Origin of the sequence: Sphaerisporangium viridialbum, from assembly GCF_049674955.1 — a bacterium.
GTDB lineage: Bacteria > Actinomycetota > Actinomycetes > Streptosporangiales > Streptosporangiaceae > Sphaerisporangium > Sphaerisporangium viridialbum.
Window position 1 is genome coordinate 7,924,077 of the sequence record NZ_CP187232.1, and the last position, 21,177, is coordinate 7,945,253.

Consider the following 21,177-nt stretch of genomic DNA (forward strand, 5'->3'; position numbering starts at 1 on the left):
AGGCCGCCGGAACACGACGACCCCGTCCGAGATGAGGCACTCGGACGGGGTCGTCGCCAGATGGGGGCGAGCGGGGCTACTTGTTGGTGGGGAACCCGAGGTTCACGCCGCCGTGGCTCGGGTCGAGCCAGCGCGAGGTGACCACCTTGCCCCGCGTGTAGAAGTGGACGCCCTCGGTGCCGTGGACGTGCGTGTCGCCGAAGAGCGAGGACTTCCAGCCGCCGAAGCTGTAGAAGGCCATGGGCACGGGGATCGGCACGTTGATGCCCACCATGCCGACCTCCACCTCGTTCTGGAAGCGCCGGGCGGCGCCCCCGTCGTTGGTGAAGATGGCGGTGCCGTTGCCGTACTCCACGTCGTTGATGATCTTCAGGCCCTCCTCGTAGGAGGAGACCCTGACCACCGACAGCACCGGGCCGAAGATCTCGTCCCTGTGGACGGCCGAACCCGGCGTGACCTGGTCGATGATCGTGGGCCCGAGCCAGAAGCCCGCGGTCTCCGCGGCGGTCGTGCCGCCCTTCACCGGGGTCTCCCGCCCGTCCACGACCAGCTTGGCGCCCTCCGCGAGCGCGGTGTCGAGGTAGGAGGCCACCTTGTCGCGGTGCGCCCGCGTGACCAGGGGGCCCATCTGCGAGTCGGGGTCGTCGCCCGGGCCGATGGTCAACGTGGCCACGCGCTGGACGATCTTGTCGACCAGTTCGTCGCCGACCGGGTCGACCGCGAGCACGACCGAGATCGCCATGCAGCGCTCGCCCGCCGAGCCGAAGCCGGCGTTCACCGCGGCGTCGGCCACCAGGTCGAGGTCGGCGTCGGGCAGCACGAGCATGTGGTTCTTGGCCCCGCCGAGCGCCTGCACGCGCTTGCCGTGCCGGGTGCCGGTCTCGTAGACGTACCGGGCGATGGGCGTGGAGCCGACGAAGGACACCGCGCGCACGCCGGGGTGCTCCAGCAGCCGGTCGACGGCGACCTTGTCGCCCTGGACGACGTTGAACACGCCGTCGGGCAGGCCGGCCTGCCGCCACAGCGACGCCATCAGCAGCGACGCCGACGGGTCGCGCTCGGAGGGCTTCAGCACGAAGGTGTTGCCGCAGGCGATCGCGACGGGATACATCCACATCGGCACCATGGCCGGGAAGTTGAACGGCGTGATCCCCGCGACCACTCCCAGCGGCTGCCTGATCGAGAAGGAGTCGACGTTCGTCGAGACGTTCTCAGAGAAGCCGCCCTTGAGCAGATGGGGGATGCCGCACGCGAACTCCACGACCTCCAGCCCCCGCGCCACCTCGCCGAGCGCGTCGGAGTGCACCTTGCCGTGCTCGGCGCTGATCAGCGCGGCCAGCTCGTCGCGGTGGCCGTACATCAGCTCGCGGAACCGGAACAGCACCTGCGCCCGCTTCACCAGCGAGGCGTCCCGCCACGCGGGGAACGCGGCCGTGGCGGCGGCCACCGCCGCGTCGACGTCCTCGGGACCCGCGAGGTCCACGTGGCCGGCCACCTCGCCGGTCGCGGGGTTGAAGATCTCCGCCTGCCGGCCCGAGGTCCCCTCCGACTCCGCGCCGCCGATCCAGTGCGTGACCCGCTTCACTTGGCTGTCTCCTCGTTGATGGTCTGAAGTGCCGTGAGAATGATGCCCAGGCCCTCGCGTGCCTCGTCGTCGGTGAGCGTCAGCGGCGGGGCCATGCGGAGCACGTTGCCGTAGAGCCCGCCCTTGCCGGCCAGCAGGCCGAGCTTCTTGGTCTCCTCCATGAAGCGGGAGGCGAGCGCGGGCGCCGGGGCCCCGGTGGCGGGGTCTACCAGCTCCAGGGCGAACATCAGGCCCTTGCCCCGGACGTCCCCGAGGATCGGCAGGCGGTCCCGCGCCTCGCGCAGGCCGTCGATAAGGATCGCGCCGGTGACGGCGGCACGCGACTGGAGGTCGTGGTCGAGCACGTAGTCGAGGGTCGCGTTGGCGGCGGCCATGGAGATCGGGTTGCCGCCGAAGGTGGCAAGGCCGATGGCGTGCGGGGCGTCCATCAGGTCACCCCGGGCCACCACTCCCCCGACCGCGAAGCCGTTGCCGAGTCCCTTGGCGAAGGTCATCATGTCCGGCGTCATCCCGTGGTTCTGGATGCCGAAGAACGCCGAGCCCGTGCGGCCCCAGCCGGTCTGCACCTCGTCGGAGATGAAGAGGATGCCCTCCTCGTCCAGCACCTCCTTGTAGGCGCCGAACAGCCCGTCGGGGGCCATGGTGAAGCCGCCGACGCCCTGGATCGGCTCGGCGATCAGCGCGGCGACGTCGCCTCCGACCGCGGTGGCGAGCACGTGGCGCAGGTCCTCGACGCAGACCTTGATGTAGTCGGCGTCGGACAGGCCGCTGAACTGCGGGAGGTGCCGGTCGGCGCCGTGCAGGAAGTGGACGTTCAGCGGGGAGAGCGAGTTGTTCTTCCAACCGCGGTTGCTCGTGACCGACAGCGCGCCGAAGCTCCTGCCGTGGTAGCTCTGCCGCATGGCCAGCACCTGGTCGGACTTGCGGGCGTACGTCGCGAGCAGCAGGGCCGTCTCGTTGGCCTCGGTGCCGGAGTTGGTGAAGAAGACCTTCGCGTTCTCGATGCCCGACAGCCTGGCGATCTTCTCGGCCAGCTCCACCTGCGCCCGCAGCAGGTAGACGGTGCTGGTGTGCACGACCCCGGTGGCGAGCTGGCGCTCGACCGCCTCACGGACCTCGGGCACGTCGTACCCGATCATGTTGGTGAGGATGCCGGCGAAGAAGTCGAGGTAGGTGCGGCCCTCGGCGTCGACGACGCGGTTGCCCTTCCCCCGTACGATCTCGATCGGCTCGTCGTAATAGAGGGACAACCAGTTGGGCATGACCGCACGGTGGCGCGGAAGAAGGTCCGACATAGTCCGATTATGTCGATTTATCGGCATCGCTCCCACCTCCAAGGTGTCGGCGTACTGCGAATTCACCTTACATGCTGCCACCCCCAACCTTCTAACGTCCTGAAGTCACTTGGACCTGATGTCCTGACATATCCCAGGCGCCCACGAGCGGTCTCACCACGTGCCGCCCGTGGGCGCCTGGGCTCGGCTTCCGGTCAGGCCACCGGCTCGGGTTGCGGCTCGGGCGCGGGCACCGTACGGGGGCGCAAGACCGTGAAGGCGAGCGCGGCCGAGGCGACGGCGAACGCCACACCGACCCAGGAGCCGAACGACATCGCCGACACGAACGCCTCCCTGGCCGTCCGCGCGAGCCCCGCGTCCCCCAGTTGGAGCGCGGCGCCGATCGAGTCCCTCGCCGCCGCCGGAGCGGTCTCCGGCATCCGCGCGGTGTAGACCCCGGCGAGCACGCTGCCGAGGACGGCCACGCTCAGCGCCATGCCGACCTGCTGCACGGTGTCGTTGAGCGCCGAGCCGACGCCCGCGTGGTCGGGCGGGACCGCGCCCATAAGCGTCGCGTAGGCCGCGGGCCCCGCGAGACCGCCACCCATGCCCATGATCAGCAGACCGGTGATGAGCCGGCCGTACCCGTCGGACGGCCCGATGAGCGCCAGCACCAGGAACCCTCCGGCCATCACCAGCATGCCCACCGCGATCAGCACCCGGTTGCTGACCCGCTGCCCGAGCCCGGCGCCCACGCCGTTGAACACGGCCGCCGCGGCCGCGTACGGCAGCAGCGCGAGCCCCGCCTTCATCGGCCCGTACGCCAGCACGAACTGGAGGTACTGGGTGAGCATCAGCAGCAGCGCCCCGGTGCCGAACGACATCAGCACGATGGAGAACGACGAGCCGCTGAAGTTCCTGTCGCGGAACAGCGAGAGCGGCAGCATCGGATGCTCGGTCCGCCGCTCCCAGAGCACGAAGCCCCCGAGCGCCACCACGGCCACGGCGATCGCCGTCAGCGAGCGGGCCGAGGTCCAGCCCTCGCGGGGCGCGTCGATGACCATGTAGACCAGCGCGGTCATGCCCGCCGTCGACAGCAGCGCGCCGAGGGGATCCGTGGGACGGGCAGGCGCGCGGGACTCGGGCATCAGCAGGACGGCCGCGAGGATGGCGACGGCGGCGATCGGCACGTTCAGCAGGAACACCGAGCCCCACCAGTAGTGCTCCAGCAGGAAACCGCCCAGGGTCGGCCCGGCGATCACCCCGACCATGGCGACCGCGCTCCAGGCGGCGAAGGCCTTGCGTCGCTCGGAGTCGTCGAAGACCGTGATCAGGATCGACAGGGTGCTCGGCATCAGGAAGGACCCGCCCACGCCCATGAGCGCGCGGGCGCCGATCAGCTGCCACGGCTCCTGGGCCAGCATTGCGACCACCGAGGCCCCGCCGAACACCAGCAGCCCGATGACCAGGAAGCGGCGCCGGCCGTACCGGTCGGACAGGCTTCCCGCGGTCAGCAGCAGGCCGGCGAAGACCAGGACATAGGCGTCGATGATCCACTGGATGTCCGCCGGGCTCGCGCCGAGATCGCGGATGAGCGAGGGGATGGCGAGGTTCAGCACCGTGTTGTCCACGACGAGCACCAGCAGGCTCAGGCACAGCACTCCGAGGATCCACCAGCGCCGGGGGTTCTTCTCCGGCGCCACTCCGTGCTCTTCTCGTACAGCGTTCGAGTTCACTCGCACAGCGTACGATGAAGCTCGTACAGCGTGCGAGTGGATTATCCTTTGGGCGGAAGAAGGAGAGTCACCCTTGCCGAGCAAGACGCGGTTCACCTCGGTCTGGGCCCGCGAAGCGTCCGGGAAGCGCCCGCGGGAGCAGCCCTCGCTGAGCCGCGAGCAGATCGTCCGGGCGGCGATGGAGCTCCTCGACACCGAAGGCATGGAAGCCCTCAGCATGCGCAAGCTCGGGGCCAGGCTCGGCTCCGGGGCCACCAGCATTTACTGGTACGTCGCCAACAAGGAAGAGCTGCTGGAGCTCGTGCTCGACGAGGTCTACGGCCAGGCTCACATCCCCGACCCCGCGGTGACCGGCTGGCGCGACGCGGCCGCCGCGTTCGCCTACGGCATGCGCGACGCGATCCTCCAGCACCCCTGGTCGGTCACGCTCATCGGCACCATGCCGAGCCTCGGACCGAACGCCATGGCCGTCAGCGCGACGCTGACGGACGCCTTCCAGCTCGCCGGCTTCACCGGCATGACCCTCGACTACGCCTCCGCCGCCGTCGTCTCCTACACCCTCGGCGCCACGGTTCCCGAGGTCAGCTGGCTGAACACCGTCGGCCGGTCGAGCGCGGACGCCGAGGAGTGGAGGAAGGCGATGCGTCCCCAGATGGAGGTCGCCGCCGCCGACTACCCCGACCTGCTTGCCCGCTACCACGACTTCGAGAAGATCGACGTCACCACGGCCCGGCACCTGGCCTTCGACTTCGGCCTGCTGGCCATACTCGACGGCCTGGAGGCCCGCCTCCGCCAGTCCTGATCGGACAGTGTGTCAGGTAGTGAGTGGTCGGTCTTACAGGGTGATCGGCTAGGCTCGGGCATATGCTACCCACCCTGGCCGACGTCCTCGCACTGGACGCCGTCCGCCGAGGCAACCCGCGCGTGGTCGCGGGCGCCGACCGGCTGGACACGCGCGTGCGCTGGGTGCACGTCGGCGAGGTCAGCGACATCGCCCACCTGCTCCGCGGCGGCGAGCTCATCCTCACCACCGGCGTCGCGCTCCCCGACGAGCCCGACAAGCTGGCCGACTACATCGCCGACCTCACCGCCGTGGGCGCGTCCGGCCTGATCGTCGAGCTGGGCCGCAGGTTCATCCGCGAGCTGCCGCGCGCCGTCGTCGAGTCGGCGGAGACCCACGGCCTCCCGCTCGTCACGCTTGCCCGCGAGACGCCCTTCGTGCAGATCACCGAGTCGGTGCACGCCCGCATCATCGACATCCAGCTCGAGGAGCTCCGCGCCTCCGAGCACCTCCACGAGGTGTTCACCGAGCTGTCGGTCGAGGGCGCGTCGCCGGCGGAGGTGCTCACCCAGGTGTCGCGCCTGTCGGCCCGTCCCACGATCCTGGAGAACCTCGCCCACCAGGTGCTCGCCTGCGAGTCCACCGGGCGCGACACCGGCATCCTGCTCGCCAACTGGGAGGCGCGGTCGCGGGCGGTGGCCCCGCGCGAGCGCACCGCCTACGACGCCTCGTCCGGCTGGCTGGTCACCATGGTCGGCGCGCGCGGCCACGACTGGGGACGGCTGATCCTCATCTGCGAGTCCCCGCCCGGGCCGCGCGACATCGTCCTCGCCGAGCGCGCCGCCACCACGCTCGCCCTGGGCCGGCTGCTGGAGCGTCACCAGGAGAGCCTGGAACGCCAGGCCCACGGCACGATCATCACCGGCATCCTGACCCACGCGTACGCCGACCCCGAGGAGGCGGCGGCCCGCGCCCGGGCGGTCGGGGTCCCGCTCACCGGCCGCAAGCTCATCAGCGTGGTGCTCCGGCTCACCGACCCGACCGATACGGCGCTCAACCTCCAGGCGCAGCTCGGCGAGCTGGCGGAGGCCGCGGCCGCCGCCTGCCGTGAGGCCAAGCTGCCCGCCCTGGTCGGCGCCCTCGACCAGAACCGCGTCGGGGTCCTGCTCCCCCTGCCTCCCCGCACGCTCGCCGAGGGCGCGCTCACCGCCCTCGCCGAACGGCTGCGCACGGCCTTCGCCACGCCCTTCGTCCTCGCCGCGGGCTCCGTCGTCGAGTCCATCAGGGACGTGCGCCGCAGCTTCCTCGAAGCCGAGCAGGTCGCCGAGGCCGCCGCCCGCCAGCCCGACAGGCGCCCGTTCTACCGGCTGCCCGACCTGCGGCTGCGCGGCCTGCTCCACCTCCTGCGGGACGACGCCAGGCTGCAGACCTTCGCCGAGCGCGAGCTGGGCCCGCTGCTCGCCCACGACGCCCACCGCGGCGGCGACCTGACCGGCATCCTGCGCACCTATCTGGACGCGGGGCGCAACAAGGCCGTGGCCGCCCAGCGCGCCCACCTGTCGCGGCCCGCGTTCTACGACCGGCTCCGCCGCCTGGAGCGCATCCTCGACACCGACCTCGACGACGTCGAGTCGTGCCTGTCACTCCACGTCGCCCTGCTGGCGCTGGAGTCGTTCCGAAGGGAGATCCGTTGAGCCCTCGGGCACGCGACCACGGCATCGTGATAGGCACCGGCACCCCCGGGCCGTACAACGCCATCACCGACGTCGCGGGGGTCAGGGTCGGCCACACCACTCTGGTACGCGGCGAGGGCGCCCGCGTGGTGGGCGGGGGCCCGGTGCGCACGGGCGTCACGGTGGTGCTGCCGCACGGCGGCTCGGCGTTCGACGAGCCCGTGTACGCGGGCTACCACTGGCTGAACGGCAACGGCGAGATCACCGGCATGGCCTTCCTCGACGAGTTCGGCATGCTCGGCTCGCCGATCGGGCTCACGAACACCGCCTCCGTCGGCGTGGTGCGGGACACGCTGGTGGAGATCGAGGTGGCGTCCCTCGGCAGGGGCCGCCAGGCCTGGTCCCTGCCCGTGGTCGCCGAGACCTGGGACGGCACGCTGAACGACATCGACGGCCAGCACGTCAAGCCCGAGCATGTCAAGGAGGCCTACCGCACGGCGTCGGCCGGGCCGGTGGCCGAGGGCGGCGTCGGCGGCGGCACCGGCATGATCTGCCACGGGTTCAAGGGCGGCATCGGCACCGCCTCCCGCGTGCTCGGCGAGAGTGCGGGGGGCTACTCCGTGGGCGTGCTCGTCCAGGCCAACCACGGATCACGCGAGCGCCTGACCGTCAACGGCTTCCCGGTCGGCCGGAGCCTCCACGACGTGCCGCGGCCCACACCGCCGAAGTTCGAAGGCGCCGGTTCGATCATCGGCATCGTCGCCACCGACGCGCCGCTGCTCCCCCACCAGTGCCGCAGGCTCGCCCAGCGGGCCGGGCTCGGCGTCGCGCGCACGGGCGGCGCGGGCGAGAATTCCAGCGGGGACGGCTTCCTGTGCTTCTCCACCGCCAACCGCAACCTTCCGGCCAACGCGCTCGACGCCGACCCGCCACGCACGTTCGACGTGACCGTGCTCGCCGATGACCACATCGATCCGCTCTTCTACGCCGTGATCGAGGCGACCGAGGAGGCCATCGTCAACGCCCTGGTCGCCGGGGAGACCATGACCGGCGCCGACGGCGTCACCGTCCACGGCCTCGACGGGAAGCGCCTGGCGGGGCTGGTGACCGTGGTGTGAGCGCTGGGCGGCACGGCCGGGTCACGTGCCGCCGTCGCGGGCTTCCGCGTGGACCGAGTCGTCGACGCAGACGTAGGCATCCCACCGGCGGGGCCGGGCCATGACGACTCCGATGATGAAGCCAAGGATCATGCTCGCCAGGATTATCGGAAACAGAACGTTGAGCCCCATGACGGGTGCCTCTCGAGGAAGGTGTGCCGCTCGCTCGGTGTACACGGCCTAGGAAACCGTAACGCCGCATCGCGCGCCGCCGCAGCCCGTCGCCGAGGGCTCACCCATATTGACCAGGGTATTGACCCGATTTACGTGGCCCCTTACGGACACCTCGCGTTCCCTGTTCGGCCCCGTGGCGGACACGCGCGCGCGGCAACCGCGTGTGATGGCGCGAGCTGGGCGGATTCCCGTCATGCCCGCCTATTTCAGCATCCGGAAAGACAGCCGGTTACATTCTCGTAGACGTTGGCGTGTTGACGGGCGCTTGGCGTGTCGCTACCAAGACCATGGTGCACCAAGGAGTAGATCACCCACGGGAGCCCTTGATGCCACGTCGCCTCATCGCCGGTCTTGCCGCGCTTTCCTTCCTCGCGGCCACCGCCCCCGCACCGGCGATCGCCGAATCGTTACGATCGGGTCTGCCGTCGGCGAACTTCCCGCTCGGGCAGCCCGGCGCCGCCACACAGAAGCAGAAAGCGGTCGCGGCGGGCATCGACCTGTTCACGGTTCTCCATGGCACCCCGACCGATGGATACACCGTGTCGGTGCTCATGAACGGCAAGGACTACGGCTCCCAGGCCAGTGCCGAGGCGGCGGCGGAATCAGCCCTCAACGCCGGATTCGAGGCGAGCATCCAGCAGTTCACCCGCCCCGGCGTCGCCGACTTCCCCGAGGGAGTCGGTTACACGGTACGCATCGGGCTTTGGACGCTGAAAGAGCGCAATGAGGCCGAAAAGGTAGTTAAGAAGCTCAAAGAGGCAGGTATCTCCGCGAAGGTGGATTTCCTCGGAGATGACGGGCTGCAGACCACCGGCCCCTGGGACATGCGGGTGCTCACCGTCGACCCCCGCTCCTTCACCGGCTCTTACCACTCCAGCATCGGAGCCACCGTCGCAAAGCGCGAGACCCCCTCGTCCATGGCCAAGCGACAGGGGGCGATCGCCGCGGTCAACGGCGGATTCTTCAACATCCACACGGACAAGAACCTCCGGGGCGAGCCCGTGGGCGTCTCCGTGGTCGACGGCCGCCTGCTCAGCGAGGCGGTCGACGGCCGCAGCGCCCTGATCCTCAAGGACCGCAGCGCGCGCATCACCGAGGTGAAGACCACGGTCACGGCGACCTCACCCGACGGCGAGCGAACCACCATCAACGGCGTCAACCGCGCGGCTCAACCGGACGAACTGGTGCTCTACACCGAGGAGTTCGGCGCGAAGACCCCCTCCGACGAGGGAGCCGAGGCCGTCCTGGACGACAAGGGCGAGGTGCTGACCCTTCGCCCCGCGGGCGGGAAGGTGGCGCGCGGCACCCGCGTGCTGCACGGCACCGGCATCATGTCCGACTGGATCTGGGCCCACGCCTGGGAGAAGTGGACGCTGAACGTCACCACCAAGGTCACCGACATGCGCTCCGGCAAGGGCATCCCCCTCACCCCGCAGACCAGCATCATCGGCGGCGGGGTCGGCCTGGTCCGCGACGGCCGCGAGCACATCACCGCGAAGGCCGACGGGCAGGCGAACATCAACATGATCCTTCGCCGGCACCCCCGCACGATGGCGGGTGTCACCAAGTCCGGCAAGCTCATCCTCGTCACGGTCGACGGCCGCAAGCCCGGCGTCACCGTCGGAGCCTCGATGGTGGAGGCCGCGCAGCTGATGCTCTGGCTCGGCGCCCGCCAGGCCATCAACCTGGACGGCGGCGGGTCGAGCGCGATGGTCGTCAAGGGCAAGGTCGTCAACCACCCCTCCGACGGCATCGAACGCGGCGTAGGCGACGCCCTCCTAATCCTCCCCTAACAGACACCGGCGCCAGGGGAGCGGTTCCTCGACGACGAGGTCCAGCGACTGCTGGACGTGGGCCTGCCGAGGGATCGCCCCCCACTTTTCATAAGACCACCCACGGACCTCCCTTAAGACCACCCATACCCCTCTCTCGAGGCCACTCTTGAGGCCACCCATGGACCTCTTAAAACCACCCGTGATCCTGTCACCATGATCCTCTCCTTAAAGGTCTACCGTGATCCCTCCTCGGCGGCCTGGCACGCGATCCTAAGAAGGTCACCCGTGTACCTCCGCACCTCACCCACCCCCCTCTACGCCGGTCTGGTCTCCAGCTCTTAGGCGCCGAAGCGGTGGGACGTGGTGCGGCGGTGCCGGCGCCGAACCTACGGCGAACGACCACGAAGGGGCCGAGGGCGGAACAGGCCGGAGGAGGAGTTCGATCCCCGAACCCGACGCGGGCCCCTTCCCCAATGACTCCGGGGGCAGGGAATCCGTAGACGGAACAGTGGGAGTGGACCGTCGTAGACGGACGGAGGGAGTTGGGGAACGGACGACCTAGTGCCGCGTCAGAGAACGTTTGCCCTGTGTGGCGCTAATCGGCACCCATGGGGCGCAGGACGATCGTGAAACACCCGATGCCGGACAGGCCGAACGTGCCAGGATCGCCCGCATGACTTTCGCTCCCAAGAGTTCTGCCGGGCAAGCGGACACCGCAGCCCCCACGCAGCCGCCGTGGATCCGTCCTGTTCCCGAGGGTTCTGCCGGGCCCGCAGAGCGGGCTGTGCCCAACGACTACGACAGCTTCGCCGAGGCGTACTCGGCCGAAAACGAGGCCAGCCTCATCAACGCCTACTACGAGCGGCCCGCGATCCTGGACCTGGCCGGTGACGTGGCCGGCCGGCGGATCCTCGACGCCGGCTGCGGCTCTGGCCCCCTGTCCGCGGCACTGCGCGACCGGGGCGCCATCGTGACCGGCTTCGACTCCAGCACCAAGATGCTGGAGCTGGCCCGGCAGCGGCTCGGCAACGGCGCGGCCCTGCACCTCGCCGATCTGGGCAGCCCATTGCCGTTCCCCGACGCCGCGTTCGACGATGTCGTCGCGTCCCTTGTCCTGCACTACCTGGAGGACTGGACGGCACCGCTGGCCGAACTGCGGCGTGTGCTGACGCCCGGCGGCCGGCTGATCGTGTCCGTTAATCACCCTTTCGCCGACTACCTGCAGGCCGGTCCCGGCGCCAGCTACTTCGCGACCCGCAAGTACTCCGAGGAATGGACCCTCGGCGAGCACAGCGCCCTGATGAGCTTCTGGCGCCGGCCACTGCACGCGATGACCGATGCCTTCACCGCAGCCGGCTTCCGGATCGCCGTCATCAGCGAACCGTTCCCCGCACCGGGGGCCCGCGACTTGTTCCCCGGCATCTTCGCGGACAAGCCCTCGGAGGCCTTCCTGTGCTTCCTGTTCTTCGTTCTTCAAGCCGACTGATGCCGTATCAGGCCACGTTTGCCTTGGCGACAACAGCTCGGAAGCGGCGATCGTCGCCATGGCGGTTCCGCCAGATCATGTAGCGGGGGCGAATCATGCTGCCCTGCTCTTTATGACTGGCGTGGTCGGTGCCGTCCAGGACGAAGTAGCGCAGGGCGGTGAACTGGGCCTCGATGCGGTTGAGCCAGGAGGAGTTGGTCGGGGTGTAGGCGATCTCGACGTTGCCGGCCGCCGCCCAGGTGCCGACCCGCTGGTATTCCTGACCGACCAGCTCATCCGGCGTGGAGTCCACAAGAGCGTCCAGTCCCTGGAAGCGGACATCCGAGACTGGATCGCTCAGTGGAACGACAACCCACGCCCGTTCGTGTGGAAGAAGACCGCGGACGAGATCCTCGAATCCCTCGCCCGATATTTGCCGACGAATTTCTGGCGCGGAACACTAGATAGTTACGTGTCCAGGGGGCCAGGCGGCCAGCGGGAAATGCCCCAAAACGCAGGAAAGCCATCCACAAAGTGGATGGCTTTCCTACCTACACAATATTTGTCCGGCGGTGTCCTACTCTCCCACACCGTCCCCGGTGCAGTACCATCGGCGCTGGAAAGCTTAACTTCCGGGTTCGGAATGTAACCGGGTGTTTCCCTTCCGCTATGACCGCCGTAACCCCTTGAAACACACAACCCGGGTCACCCCAGTTTGTTGTTTCTGAGTTACATAGTGGACGCGAGCAAGATGCCCCCTGCTAGGGAATCATGTGACGGTTGCGCATGCACCCGGGACCCGGCGAAGAGAACCGGGGCCGCAGCACACCATCACACACTTTGACCACGCAGGGGAACATTAGCTTTGTGGTCAAGTCCTCGGCCTATTAGTACCGGTCAGCTCCACACCTCACGATGCTTCCACCTCCGGCCTATCAACCCAGTCGTCTCCTGGGAGCCTTACCCTGTTTCCAGGTGGGAGACCTCATCTCAAGGCAGGCTTCCCGCTTAGATGCTTTCAGCGGTTATCCCTCCCGAACGTAGCCAACCAGCCGTGCTCTTGGCAGAACAACTGGCACACCAGAGGTTCGTCCGTCCCGGTCCTCTCGTACTAGGGACAGCCCCTTTCAAGTCTCCTGCGCGCGCAGCGGATAGGGACCGAACTGTCTCGCGACGTTCTAAACCCAGCTCGCGTACCGCTTTAATGGGCGAACAGCCCAACCCTTGGGACCTACTCCAGCCCCAGGATGCGACGAGCCGACATCGAGGTGCCAAACCATCCCGTCGATATGGACTCTTGGGGAAGATCAGCCTGTTATCCCCGGGGTACCTTTTAGCCGTTGAGCGACGGCGCTTCCACATGCCACCGCCGGATCACTAGTCCCAGCTTTCGCTCCTGCTCGACCTGTCGGTCTCACAGTCAAGCCCCCTTGTGCACTTACACTCAACACCTGATTGCCAACCAGGCTGAGGGAACCTTTGGGCGCCTCCGTTACCCTTTAGGAGGCAACCGCCCCAGTTAAACTACCCACCAGACACTGTCCCCCACCCGGATACACGGGCGCGGGTTAGACATCCAAAACGACCAGAGTGGTATTTCACCAATGACTCCACCCGAACTAGCGTCCAAGCTTCACCGTCTCCCACCTATCCTACACAAGCCGTCCCAAACACCAATGTCAAGCTGTAGTGAAGGTCCCGGGGTCTTTCCGTCCTGCTGCGCGTAACGAGCATCTTTACTCGTAGTGCAATTTCGCCGGGTCTGTGGTTGAGACAGCGGGGAAGTCGTTACGCCATTCGTGCAGGTCGGAACTTACCCGACAAGGAATTTCGCTACCTTAGGATGGTTATAGTTACCACCGCCGTTTACCGGCGCTTAAGTTCTCAGCTTCGCACGCCCGAAAGCGCACTAACCGGTCCCCTTAACGTTCCGGCACCGGGCAGGCGTCAGTCCGTATACATCGTCTTACGACTTCGCACGGACCTGTGTTTTTAGTAAACAGTCGCTTCCCCCTGGCCACTGCGACCCCCACCAGCTCCGAGTGCAAGACTCATCACCAGCAAGGGTCCCCCTTCTCCCGAAGTTACGGGGGCAATTTGCCGAGTTCCTTAACCACAGTTCACCCGATCGCCTTGGTATTCTCTACCTGACCACCTGAGTCGGTTTAGGGTACGGGCCGCCGGCACACTCACTAGAGGCTTTTCTCGGCAGCATGGGATCACCCACTTCACCACAATCGGCTCGGCATCACATCTCACCCTTATATGCGGCACGGATTTACCTATGCCACGGGCTACATGCTTACCCCAGGAACAACCATCGCCTGGGATGGGCTACCCTCCTGCGTCACCCCATCGCTTACCTACTACCAGATCAGGCCAGGCGTTCAGCCTCACCAAGTCCCGAAGGACAACAGGGGCTTAAGGACCCTTAGTATCACTGGATTCGATATGGGCGCATGCTAGCGGGTACGGGAATATCAACCCGTTGTCCATCGACTACGCCTGTCGGCCTCGCCTTAGGTCCCGACTTACCCTGGGCGGATTAGCCTAGCCCAGGAACCCTTGGTCATCCGGCGCAGAAGTTTCTCACTTCTGATTCGCTACTCATGCCTGCATTCTCACTCGCACGGCCTCCACAACTCGATCACTCGGCTGCTTCGCCGGCCGCACGACGCTCCCCTACCCATCCACACACCTAGATGCGACTCACATCACACCAGGCTTAACGCGTGAATGCCACGACTTCGGCGGTGTACTTGAGCCCCGCTACATTGTCGGCGCGGAATCACTTGACCAGTGAGCTATTACGCACTCTTTCAAGGATGGCTGCTTCTAAGCCAACCTCCTGGTTGTCACTGCGACTCCACATCCTTTCCCACTTAGCACACGCTTAGGGGCCTTAGTCGGTGGTCTGGGCTGTTTCCCTCTCGACTACGGAGCTTATCCCCCGCAGTCTCACTGCCACGCTCTCACTTACCGGCATTCGGAGTTTGGCTGACGTCAGTAACCCGGTAAGGCCCATCAGCCATCCAGTGCTCTACCTCCGGCAAGAAACACGTGACGCTGCACCTAAATGCATTTCGGGGAGAACCAGCTATCACGGAGTTTGATTGGCCTTTCACCCCTACACACAGGTCATCCCCCAGGTTTTCAACCCTGGTGGGTTCGGTCCTCCACACGGTCTTACCCGCGCTTCAACCTGCCCATGCGTAGATCACTCCGCTTCGGGTCTACAGCATGCGACTCAAACGCCCTATTCAGACTCGCTTTCGCTACGGCTCCCCCACACGGGTTAACCTCGCCACACACCATAACTCGCAGGCTCATTCTTCAAAAGGCACGCAGTCACATCACGGTCGTCCGAAAACGACCAAGCTCCTACGGCTTGTAGGCACACGGTTTCAGGTACTATTTCACGACCCCTCACCGGGGCGCTTTTCACCTTTCCCTCACGGTACTTGTTCACTATCGGTCATCAGGGAGTATTTAGGCTTACCAGGTGGTCCTGGCAGATTCACACAGGATTCCTCGAGCCCCGTGCTACTTGGGATCCCCTCAAACAGTCGACAAGGTTTCGCCTACCCGACTCTCACGGTCTACGGCGCAACTTCCCAGAAGCTTCGACTACCCCATCGATTTATCACTGTTCGGAAGAACGGCAGCTCCTCCAAGAGGGTCCCACAACCCCACACACGCAACACCTGCCGGCTATCACACGCGCATGGTTTAGCCTCATCCGCTTTCGCTCACCACTACTCACGGAATCACTATTGTTTTCTCTTCCTACGGGTACTGAGATGTTTCACTTCCCCGCGTTACCACCAACCGCCCTATACATTCAGACGGCGGCAACACCACATGACTGGTGCTAGGTTTCCCCATTCGGACATCCCCGGATCAACGTCTGGTTGGCGACTCCCCGAGGCTTAACGCAGCCTCCCACGTCCTTCATCGGCTCCTGATGCCAAGGCATCCACCGTGTGCCCTAAAAAACTTGGCCACAAAGATGCTCGCGTCCACTATGCAATTCACAAACAACAAACAGGCCACCAACCCCACCCACCACCAGACACCCACACCACCAACCCGAAAGACACAACATCTCTCAAGCCACGATGCGAACCGGTATGACGGAAGGCTGGCCCCGCAAACAAGGAACAGACCCAACAAGCAACGAGACCGCCACCACGATCAACGACCATGGCAAGCAACCGGTCAACCCGGTCACGGCGGCCCCGCGCGTTGGCCCGTTTCCTCAGGACCCAACAGTGTGTTCGAACCACCCGAACCCCCACGACAGCGTTCCCACTCCGCGACCCCCTCCAAAGAGAAGGTCCACGGCGGTACCAGCCGCCGGGGCGACCCCGACGATCCGACTAGCCAGTGCTCCACTAATGAGCAGGTCGCGCACAAGACGAACGCTTGCGAACACGACCATGGACCAAACCCCGATGCGACGACCTTGCGACGCACCCGCGAGCTCAGCCAGATGCTCCTTAGAAAGGAGGTGATCCAGCCGCACCTTCCGGTACGGCTACCTTGTTACGACTTCGTCCCAATCGCCAGCCCCACCTTCGACCGCTCCCCCCAGCAAGCTGGTTGGGCCACGGGCTTCGGGTGTTGCCGACTTTCGTGACGTGACGGGCGGTGTGTACAAGGCCCGGGAACGTATTCACCGCAGCGTTGCTGATCTGCGATTACTAGCGACTCCGACTTCATGGGGTCGAGTTGCAGACCCCAATCCGAACTGAGACCGGCTTTTAGGGATTCGCTCCACCTCACGGCATCGCAACCCTCTGTACCGGCCATTGTAGCATGTTTGCAGCCCAAGACATAAGGGGCATGATGACTTGACGTCATCCCCACCTTCCTCCGAGTTGACCCCGGCAGTCTCCCATGAGTCCCCACCACCCCAAAGGGCGTGCTGGCAACATGGAACAAGGGTTGCGCTCGTTGCGGGACTTAACCCAACATCTCACGACACGAGCTGACGACAGCCATGCACCACCTGTCACCCAGTCCGAAGAGGGCTCTGTCTCCAGAGCTTTCCGGGCGATGTCAAGCCTTGGTAAGGTTCTTCGCGTTGCGTCGAATTAAGCAACATGCTCCGCCGCTTGTGCGGGCCCCCGTCAATTCCTTTGAGTTTTAGCCTTGCGGCCGTACTCCCCAGGCGGGGCGCTTAATGCGTTAGCTACGGCACGGAATCCGTGGAAGGACCCCACACCTAGCGCCCAACGTTTACAGCGTGGACTACCAGGGTATCTAATCCTGTTCGCTCCCCACGCTTTCGCTCCTCAGCGTCAGGTAAGGCCCAGCAAGCCGCCTTCGCCACCGGTGTTCCTCCTGATATCTGCGCATTTCACCGCTACACCAGGAATTCCGCTTGCCCCTACCTACCTCTAGCCAGCCCGTATCCACCGCAGACCCACAGTTAAGCCATGGGCTTTCACGGCAGACGCGACAAGCCACCTACGAGCTCTTTACGCCCAATAATTCCGGACAACGCTTGCGCCCTACGTATTACCGCGGCTGCTGGCACGTAGTTAGCCGGCGCTTCTTCTGCAGGTACACGTCAACTTCGTCCCTGCTGAAAGAGGTTTACAACCCGAAGGCCGTCATCCCCCACGCGGCGTCGCTGCGTCAGGCTTTCGCCCATTGCGCAATATTCCCCACTGCTGCCTCCCGTAGGAGTCTGGGCCGTGTCTCAGTCCCAGTGTGGCCGGTCGCCCTCTCAGGCCGGCTACCCGTCGTCGCCTTGGTAGGCCACTACCCCACCAACAAGCTGATAGGCCGCGAGTCCATCCCCAACCGAAAAAACTTTCCACCAGCACCCGATGCCAAGGCTGGTCGTATCCGGTATTAGACCCAGTTTCCCGGGCTTATCCCAAAGTCAGGGGCAGGTTACTCACGTGTTACTCACCCGTTCGCCGCTCGAGTACCCCGAAGGGCCTTTCCGCTCGACTTGCATGTGTTAAGCACGCCGCCAGCGTTCGTCCTGAGCCAGGATCAAACTCTCCAAACAATGTCTGAAGAAATCCCGGCGAACACCACACACACATGTGCGATGTCAACCAAAGGAAACCATCCCCACACACCCACAAACGAGCATGCGGAAGACGGAGGTATGCATATTCATGCACTGGCTTTTAACACACTGTTGAGTTCTCAAGAAACGGACGCGTACACCATCACCCGAACCCACCACGTGGACCCGAACTCCGGGGCTTCCATCTCGTATGTCTTCATCTTACAAGGCCGTTTAACCGGGAGCAAACCGCGCCTTTGCAGGCACTTGACTTCCAGCCACCCGAACCCACTAGGATTTAGACCACCCCGTCTCCAGGGCAACTCCACTAACTTACCAGGTCCGGAGAGCCTCGTCAAGTACTGACGTTGCGCTTCAAAGCCAGGTAGGTCTTGCGGGAGTGCAGGAGAGCCTAACACCTCTAGGAGTCGAATGATTCCCGGAGTCTCCGTTCAGATCGAGCGGAGTGTGGCGCGCCCTGCGAGAAGAACTCTAGCATCGGTGCGACCGTGTCATGAACAACTTGGGTCAGCCCCTGGTTATTCCCGGGTCGCGAACGCCCAAACCTTCCGCTTCGGGCCCTTACGGACCGAAGGGCACGGGCGCCTTGTGGGCCGACGCGCAGGAGCCCGCGACCATCGCGGTCACGGGCTCCCGGAAGGGTGTCTCAACTCGCCGGCAGCGCCGCGAGCTGGGCCTCTAGCCTGGCGATGTCGGCGTCCGCCTGCGCCGCCCTGGCGCGGACCTTGACCACGACATCCTCCGGTGCCTTGGACATGAACTGCTCGTTCGTCAGCTTGGCGGCCGACTGGGCAGCCTCCTTGCGCGCGGCGGCGAGATCCTTGTCCATGCGCCGCCGCTCGGCGGCCACGTCGATGGCTCCGGCGGTGTCGATCTCGACGACGGCCGGGCCCACGGCGAGCCGTGCCGTGGCCGTGAACGACTCTGCGGGGTCGTCCAGCCGCAGCAGGGTGCGAATGGCGGTCTCATGGGAGGCGAGCGCCGTACCGTCGAGTGAGAGCCTGGCGGCGACCCGCTGGCCGGGCTTCAGCCCCTGGTCGGATCTGAAGCGGCGGACCTCGGTGATGAGCTCCTGCAGGGAGAGGATCTCCCCCTCGGCCGCCTGATCGGCGTACCGCGCGTCGGTGACCGGCCAGGAGGCGACCGTGATGGACGGCCCCCCGGTGAGCGCCCGCCACAGCTCCTCGCTGACGAACGGCACGAGAGGATGCAGCAGCCGGAGCAGCGCGTCGAACACGTGCCCCAGCACCAGGCGGGTGCGGTCGGCCACCTCACCGCCCGACGCGATCTGGATCTTGGCCAGTTCGACGTACCAGTCGCAGACCTCGTCCCACGCGAAGTGGTAGAGGTGATCGGAGATCTTGGCGAACTCGAAGTCCTCGTAGCCCGTGTCCACCGCGGCGACGACCGACCGCAGGCGGGACAGGATCCACCGGTCGGCGACGGTCAGGTCGCCAGGGTCGGGCAGTGGGGCCGAGACCGTCGCGCCGTTCATCAGCGCGAACCGGGTGGCGTTCCAGATCTTGTTGCAGAAGTTGCGGGAGCCCGCGGCCCAGTCTTCACTGATCGCCACGTCCGACCCCGGGCCGGCGCCCCGCAGCAGGGTGAAGCGGGTCGCGTCCGCGCCGTACCGGGAGATCCAGTCGAGCGGATCGACGACGTTTCCGAACGACTTCGACATCTTCTTGCCGTACTGGTCGCGGACCATGCCATGGAGCGCGACCGTCTGGAACGGCGGCGTGCCGTCCATGGCGTAGAGCCCGAACATCATCATCCGCGCGACCCAGAAGAACAGGATGTCGTACCCCGTCACCAGGACCGTCGTGGGGTAGAAGCGCTCCAGCTCGCGCGTGCGCTCCGGCCAGCCGAGGGTGGAGAAGGGCCACAGGGCCGAGGAGAACCAGGTGTCGAGCACGTCGGGGTCCTGCACGTACCCGGCGGGAGGCTCCTCGTCAGGGCCGACGCACAGCACCTCGCCCTCCGGGCCGTACCAGACCGGGATGCGGTGGCCCCACCAAAGCTGGCGGGAGATGCACCAGTCGTGCATGTCGTCGACCCAGTCGAAGTAGCGCTTGGCCAGCTCAGGCGGCTGGATGCGGGTGCGGCCGTCGCGCACGGCGTCCCCCGCGGCCTTCGCCAGGGGCTGGACGTTCACGAACCACTGCAGGGACAACCTCGGCTCGACCACGGTCTTGCAGCGGGAGCAGTGGCCGACGGCGTGGAGGTACGGACGCCGCTCGGCGACCACGCGCCCCTCGGCGCGCAGCGCGGCGACCACGGCGGGCCTGGCCTCGAAGCGGTCGAGCCCCTGGAAGGGACCGTGGGCGGTGATGACGCCCCGCTCATCCATGACCGCGAGCGACGGCAGCCCGTGGCGCCGGCCGATCTCGAAGTCGTTGGGGTCGTGGGCGGGGGTGACCTTGACCGCGCCAGTGCCGAACGCCGGGTCGACGTGCTCGTCCGCCACGATCGGGATCAGGCGCCCAGTGAGCGGCACCTCCACCGACGTGCCGATCAGGTGGGCATAACGCTCGTCTGCGGGGTGCACGGCGACGGCCGTGTCTCCGAGCATCGTCTCGGCCCGGGTGGTGGCGACGACAATGGACGACTCGCCCTCGCCGTAGCGGATCGAGACCAGCTCGCCTTCGTCGTCGGTGTGGTCGACCTCGATGTCGGAGAGCGCGGTGAGGCAGCGCGGGCACCAGTTGATGATGCGCTCGGCGCGGTAGATCAGGCCGTCGTCGAAGAGCCGCTTGAAGATCGTCTGGACGGCCCGGGAGAGGCCTTCGTCCATGGTGAACCGCTCGCGCGACCAGTCGACGCTGTCGCCGAGCTTGGTCATCTGACCGAGGATGCGGCCGCCCGACTCTTCCTTCCACTGCCAGACCCGCTCGACGAACGCCTCGCGGCCGAGGTCGTGCCGGGACAGGCCCTCCTTGGCCAGCTCGCGCTCGACGACGTTCTGCGTGGCGATGCCGGCGTGGTCCATGCCGGGGAGCCACAAGGTCTCGTACCCGCGCATGCGGGCCCGCCGGCTGAGGGCGTCCTGGATGGAGTGGTCGAGGGCGTGGCCGATGTGGAGGACACCGGTGACGTTGGGCGGCGGCAGGACGATGCTGTACGGCTCGCGCTCGCTGCCTACATCCGCAGTGAAGTAGCCCTCCGCCACCCAGCGCTCGTAGCTCTGGGTCTCGACGTCAGCGGGTGCGTACTGGGTTGGCAGCTCAGGCGTTGTCACAGTCACCAATTGTAGGGAGGCCCGCACCTTGCCCGTGTCCTAACCGCAGGCCGCCCCTTACCCGATATACGGACACAAGCCGCCCAAAAACCATATTGGGCATGACTATAAGTATGACGACATTACGGTGAGTGACATTGCCGGGGTCTCCGCAGCGCGCCGGAGATACGGACCTGGGCCCGGAAATGTCCTGAATCGCGGCCGTTTTCCGCTGGAAAGCCGTGATCGCGGGCGGCCGGGTGGCCGCTCGCGATCAGGTGGCGTCAGCGT

The 21,177-nt window shown here is 66.2% G+C and carries 10 protein-coding genes and 3 rRNA genes; 5 read left to right on the forward strand and 8 right to left on the reverse strand.

Annotated elements, in window-relative coordinates; all coding sequences use genetic code 11:
- Nucleotides 1-76 precede the first annotated feature (76 nt).
- The 3 genes from ACOZ38_RS35640 to ACOZ38_RS35650 all read right to left on the reverse strand — a co-directional run bounded on the left by ACOZ38_RS35640 (nt 77) and on the right by ACOZ38_RS35650 (nt 4,595).
- Nucleotides 77-1,585: a CoA-acylating methylmalonate-semialdehyde dehydrogenase gene (locus ACOZ38_RS35640; protein ID WP_424535410.1), complete on the reverse strand. Its 1,509-nt coding sequence runs from the start codon at nt 1,583-1,585 to the stop codon at nt 77-79.
- Nucleotides 1,582-2,880, reverse strand: coding sequence for an aspartate aminotransferase family protein (locus tag ACOZ38_RS35645; protein WP_424535411.1), 1,299 nt, complete (start codon nt 2,878-2,880; stop codon nt 1,582-1,584). Before ACOZ38_RS35645 ends, ACOZ38_RS35640 begins: the two co-directional genes overlap by 4 nt.
- A 194-nt stretch (nt 2,881-3,074) precedes the next feature.
- A complete protein-coding gene (locus ACOZ38_RS35650) occupies nt 3,075-4,595 on the reverse strand; it encodes an MFS transporter (RefSeq protein ID WP_424535412.1) in 1,521 nt (506 codons plus the stop codon).
- 73 nt (nt 4,596-4,668) lie between these two features.
- Here ACOZ38_RS35650 and ACOZ38_RS35655 point away from each other — a divergent pair, with 73 nt between their 5' ends.
- From ACOZ38_RS35655 to ACOZ38_RS35675, 5 genes are all read left to right on the forward strand, one after another.
- Nucleotides 4,669-5,397 (forward strand): TetR/AcrR family transcriptional regulator C-terminal domain-containing protein, encoded by a 729-nt coding sequence (locus tag ACOZ38_RS35655; protein ID WP_424535413.1) that lies wholly within the window; start codon nt 4,669-4,671, stop codon nt 5,395-5,397.
- Nucleotides 5,398-5,459: 62 nt separating this feature from the next.
- A complete protein-coding gene (locus tag ACOZ38_RS35660) occupies nt 5,460-7,070 on the forward strand; it encodes a PucR family transcriptional regulator (RefSeq protein ID WP_424535414.1) in 1,611 nt (536 codons plus the stop codon).
- Entirely contained in the window at nt 7,067-8,167 is a 1,101-nt protein-coding gene (locus ACOZ38_RS35665) for a P1 family peptidase (protein ID WP_424535415.1), read from the forward strand. Before ACOZ38_RS35660 ends, ACOZ38_RS35665 begins: the two co-directional genes overlap by 4 nt.
- 539 nt (nt 8,168-8,706) lie before the next feature.
- Nucleotides 8,707-10,173 (forward strand): phosphodiester glycosidase family protein, encoded by a 1,467-nt coding sequence (locus ACOZ38_RS35670; protein ID WP_424535416.1) that lies wholly within the window; start codon nt 8,707-8,709, stop codon nt 10,171-10,173.
- 655 nt (nt 10,174-10,828) lie between these two features.
- The gene (locus ACOZ38_RS35675) at nt 10,829-11,641 is read left to right on the forward strand and encodes a methyltransferase domain-containing protein (protein ID WP_424535417.1); all 813 of its coding nucleotides are present in this window, start codon (nt 10,829-10,831) and stop codon (nt 11,639-11,641) included.
- Nucleotides 11,642-11,648: 7 nt separating this feature from the next.
- Here ACOZ38_RS35675 and ACOZ38_RS35680 read toward each other — a convergent pair whose 3' ends face one another.
- From ACOZ38_RS35680 to ACOZ38_RS35700, 5 genes are all read right to left on the reverse strand, one after another.
- The gene (locus tag ACOZ38_RS35680; RefSeq protein WP_424535418.1) at nt 11,649-11,933 is read right to left on the reverse strand and encodes a hypothetical protein; all 285 of its coding nucleotides are present in this window, start codon (nt 11,931-11,933) and stop codon (nt 11,649-11,651) included.
- A gap of 251 nt (nt 11,934-12,184) precedes the next feature.
- Nucleotides 12,185-12,301, reverse strand: a 5S ribosomal RNA gene (gene rrf, locus ACOZ38_RS35685).
- Nucleotides 12,302-12,487: 186 nt separating this feature from the next.
- Nucleotides 12,488-15,623, reverse strand: a 23S ribosomal RNA gene (locus tag ACOZ38_RS35690).
- 500 nt (nt 15,624-16,123) lie between these two features.
- A 16S ribosomal RNA gene (locus tag ACOZ38_RS35695) occupies nt 16,124-17,645 on the reverse strand.
- Together the 16S, 23S and 5S rRNA genes form the textbook arrangement of a ribosomal RNA operon.
- 670 nt (nt 17,646-18,315) lie before the next feature.
- A complete protein-coding gene (locus tag ACOZ38_RS35700) occupies nt 18,316-20,913 on the reverse strand; it encodes a valine--tRNA ligase (protein WP_424535419.1) in 2,598 nt (865 codons plus the stop codon).
- Nucleotides 20,914-21,177 lie beyond the last annotated feature (264 nt).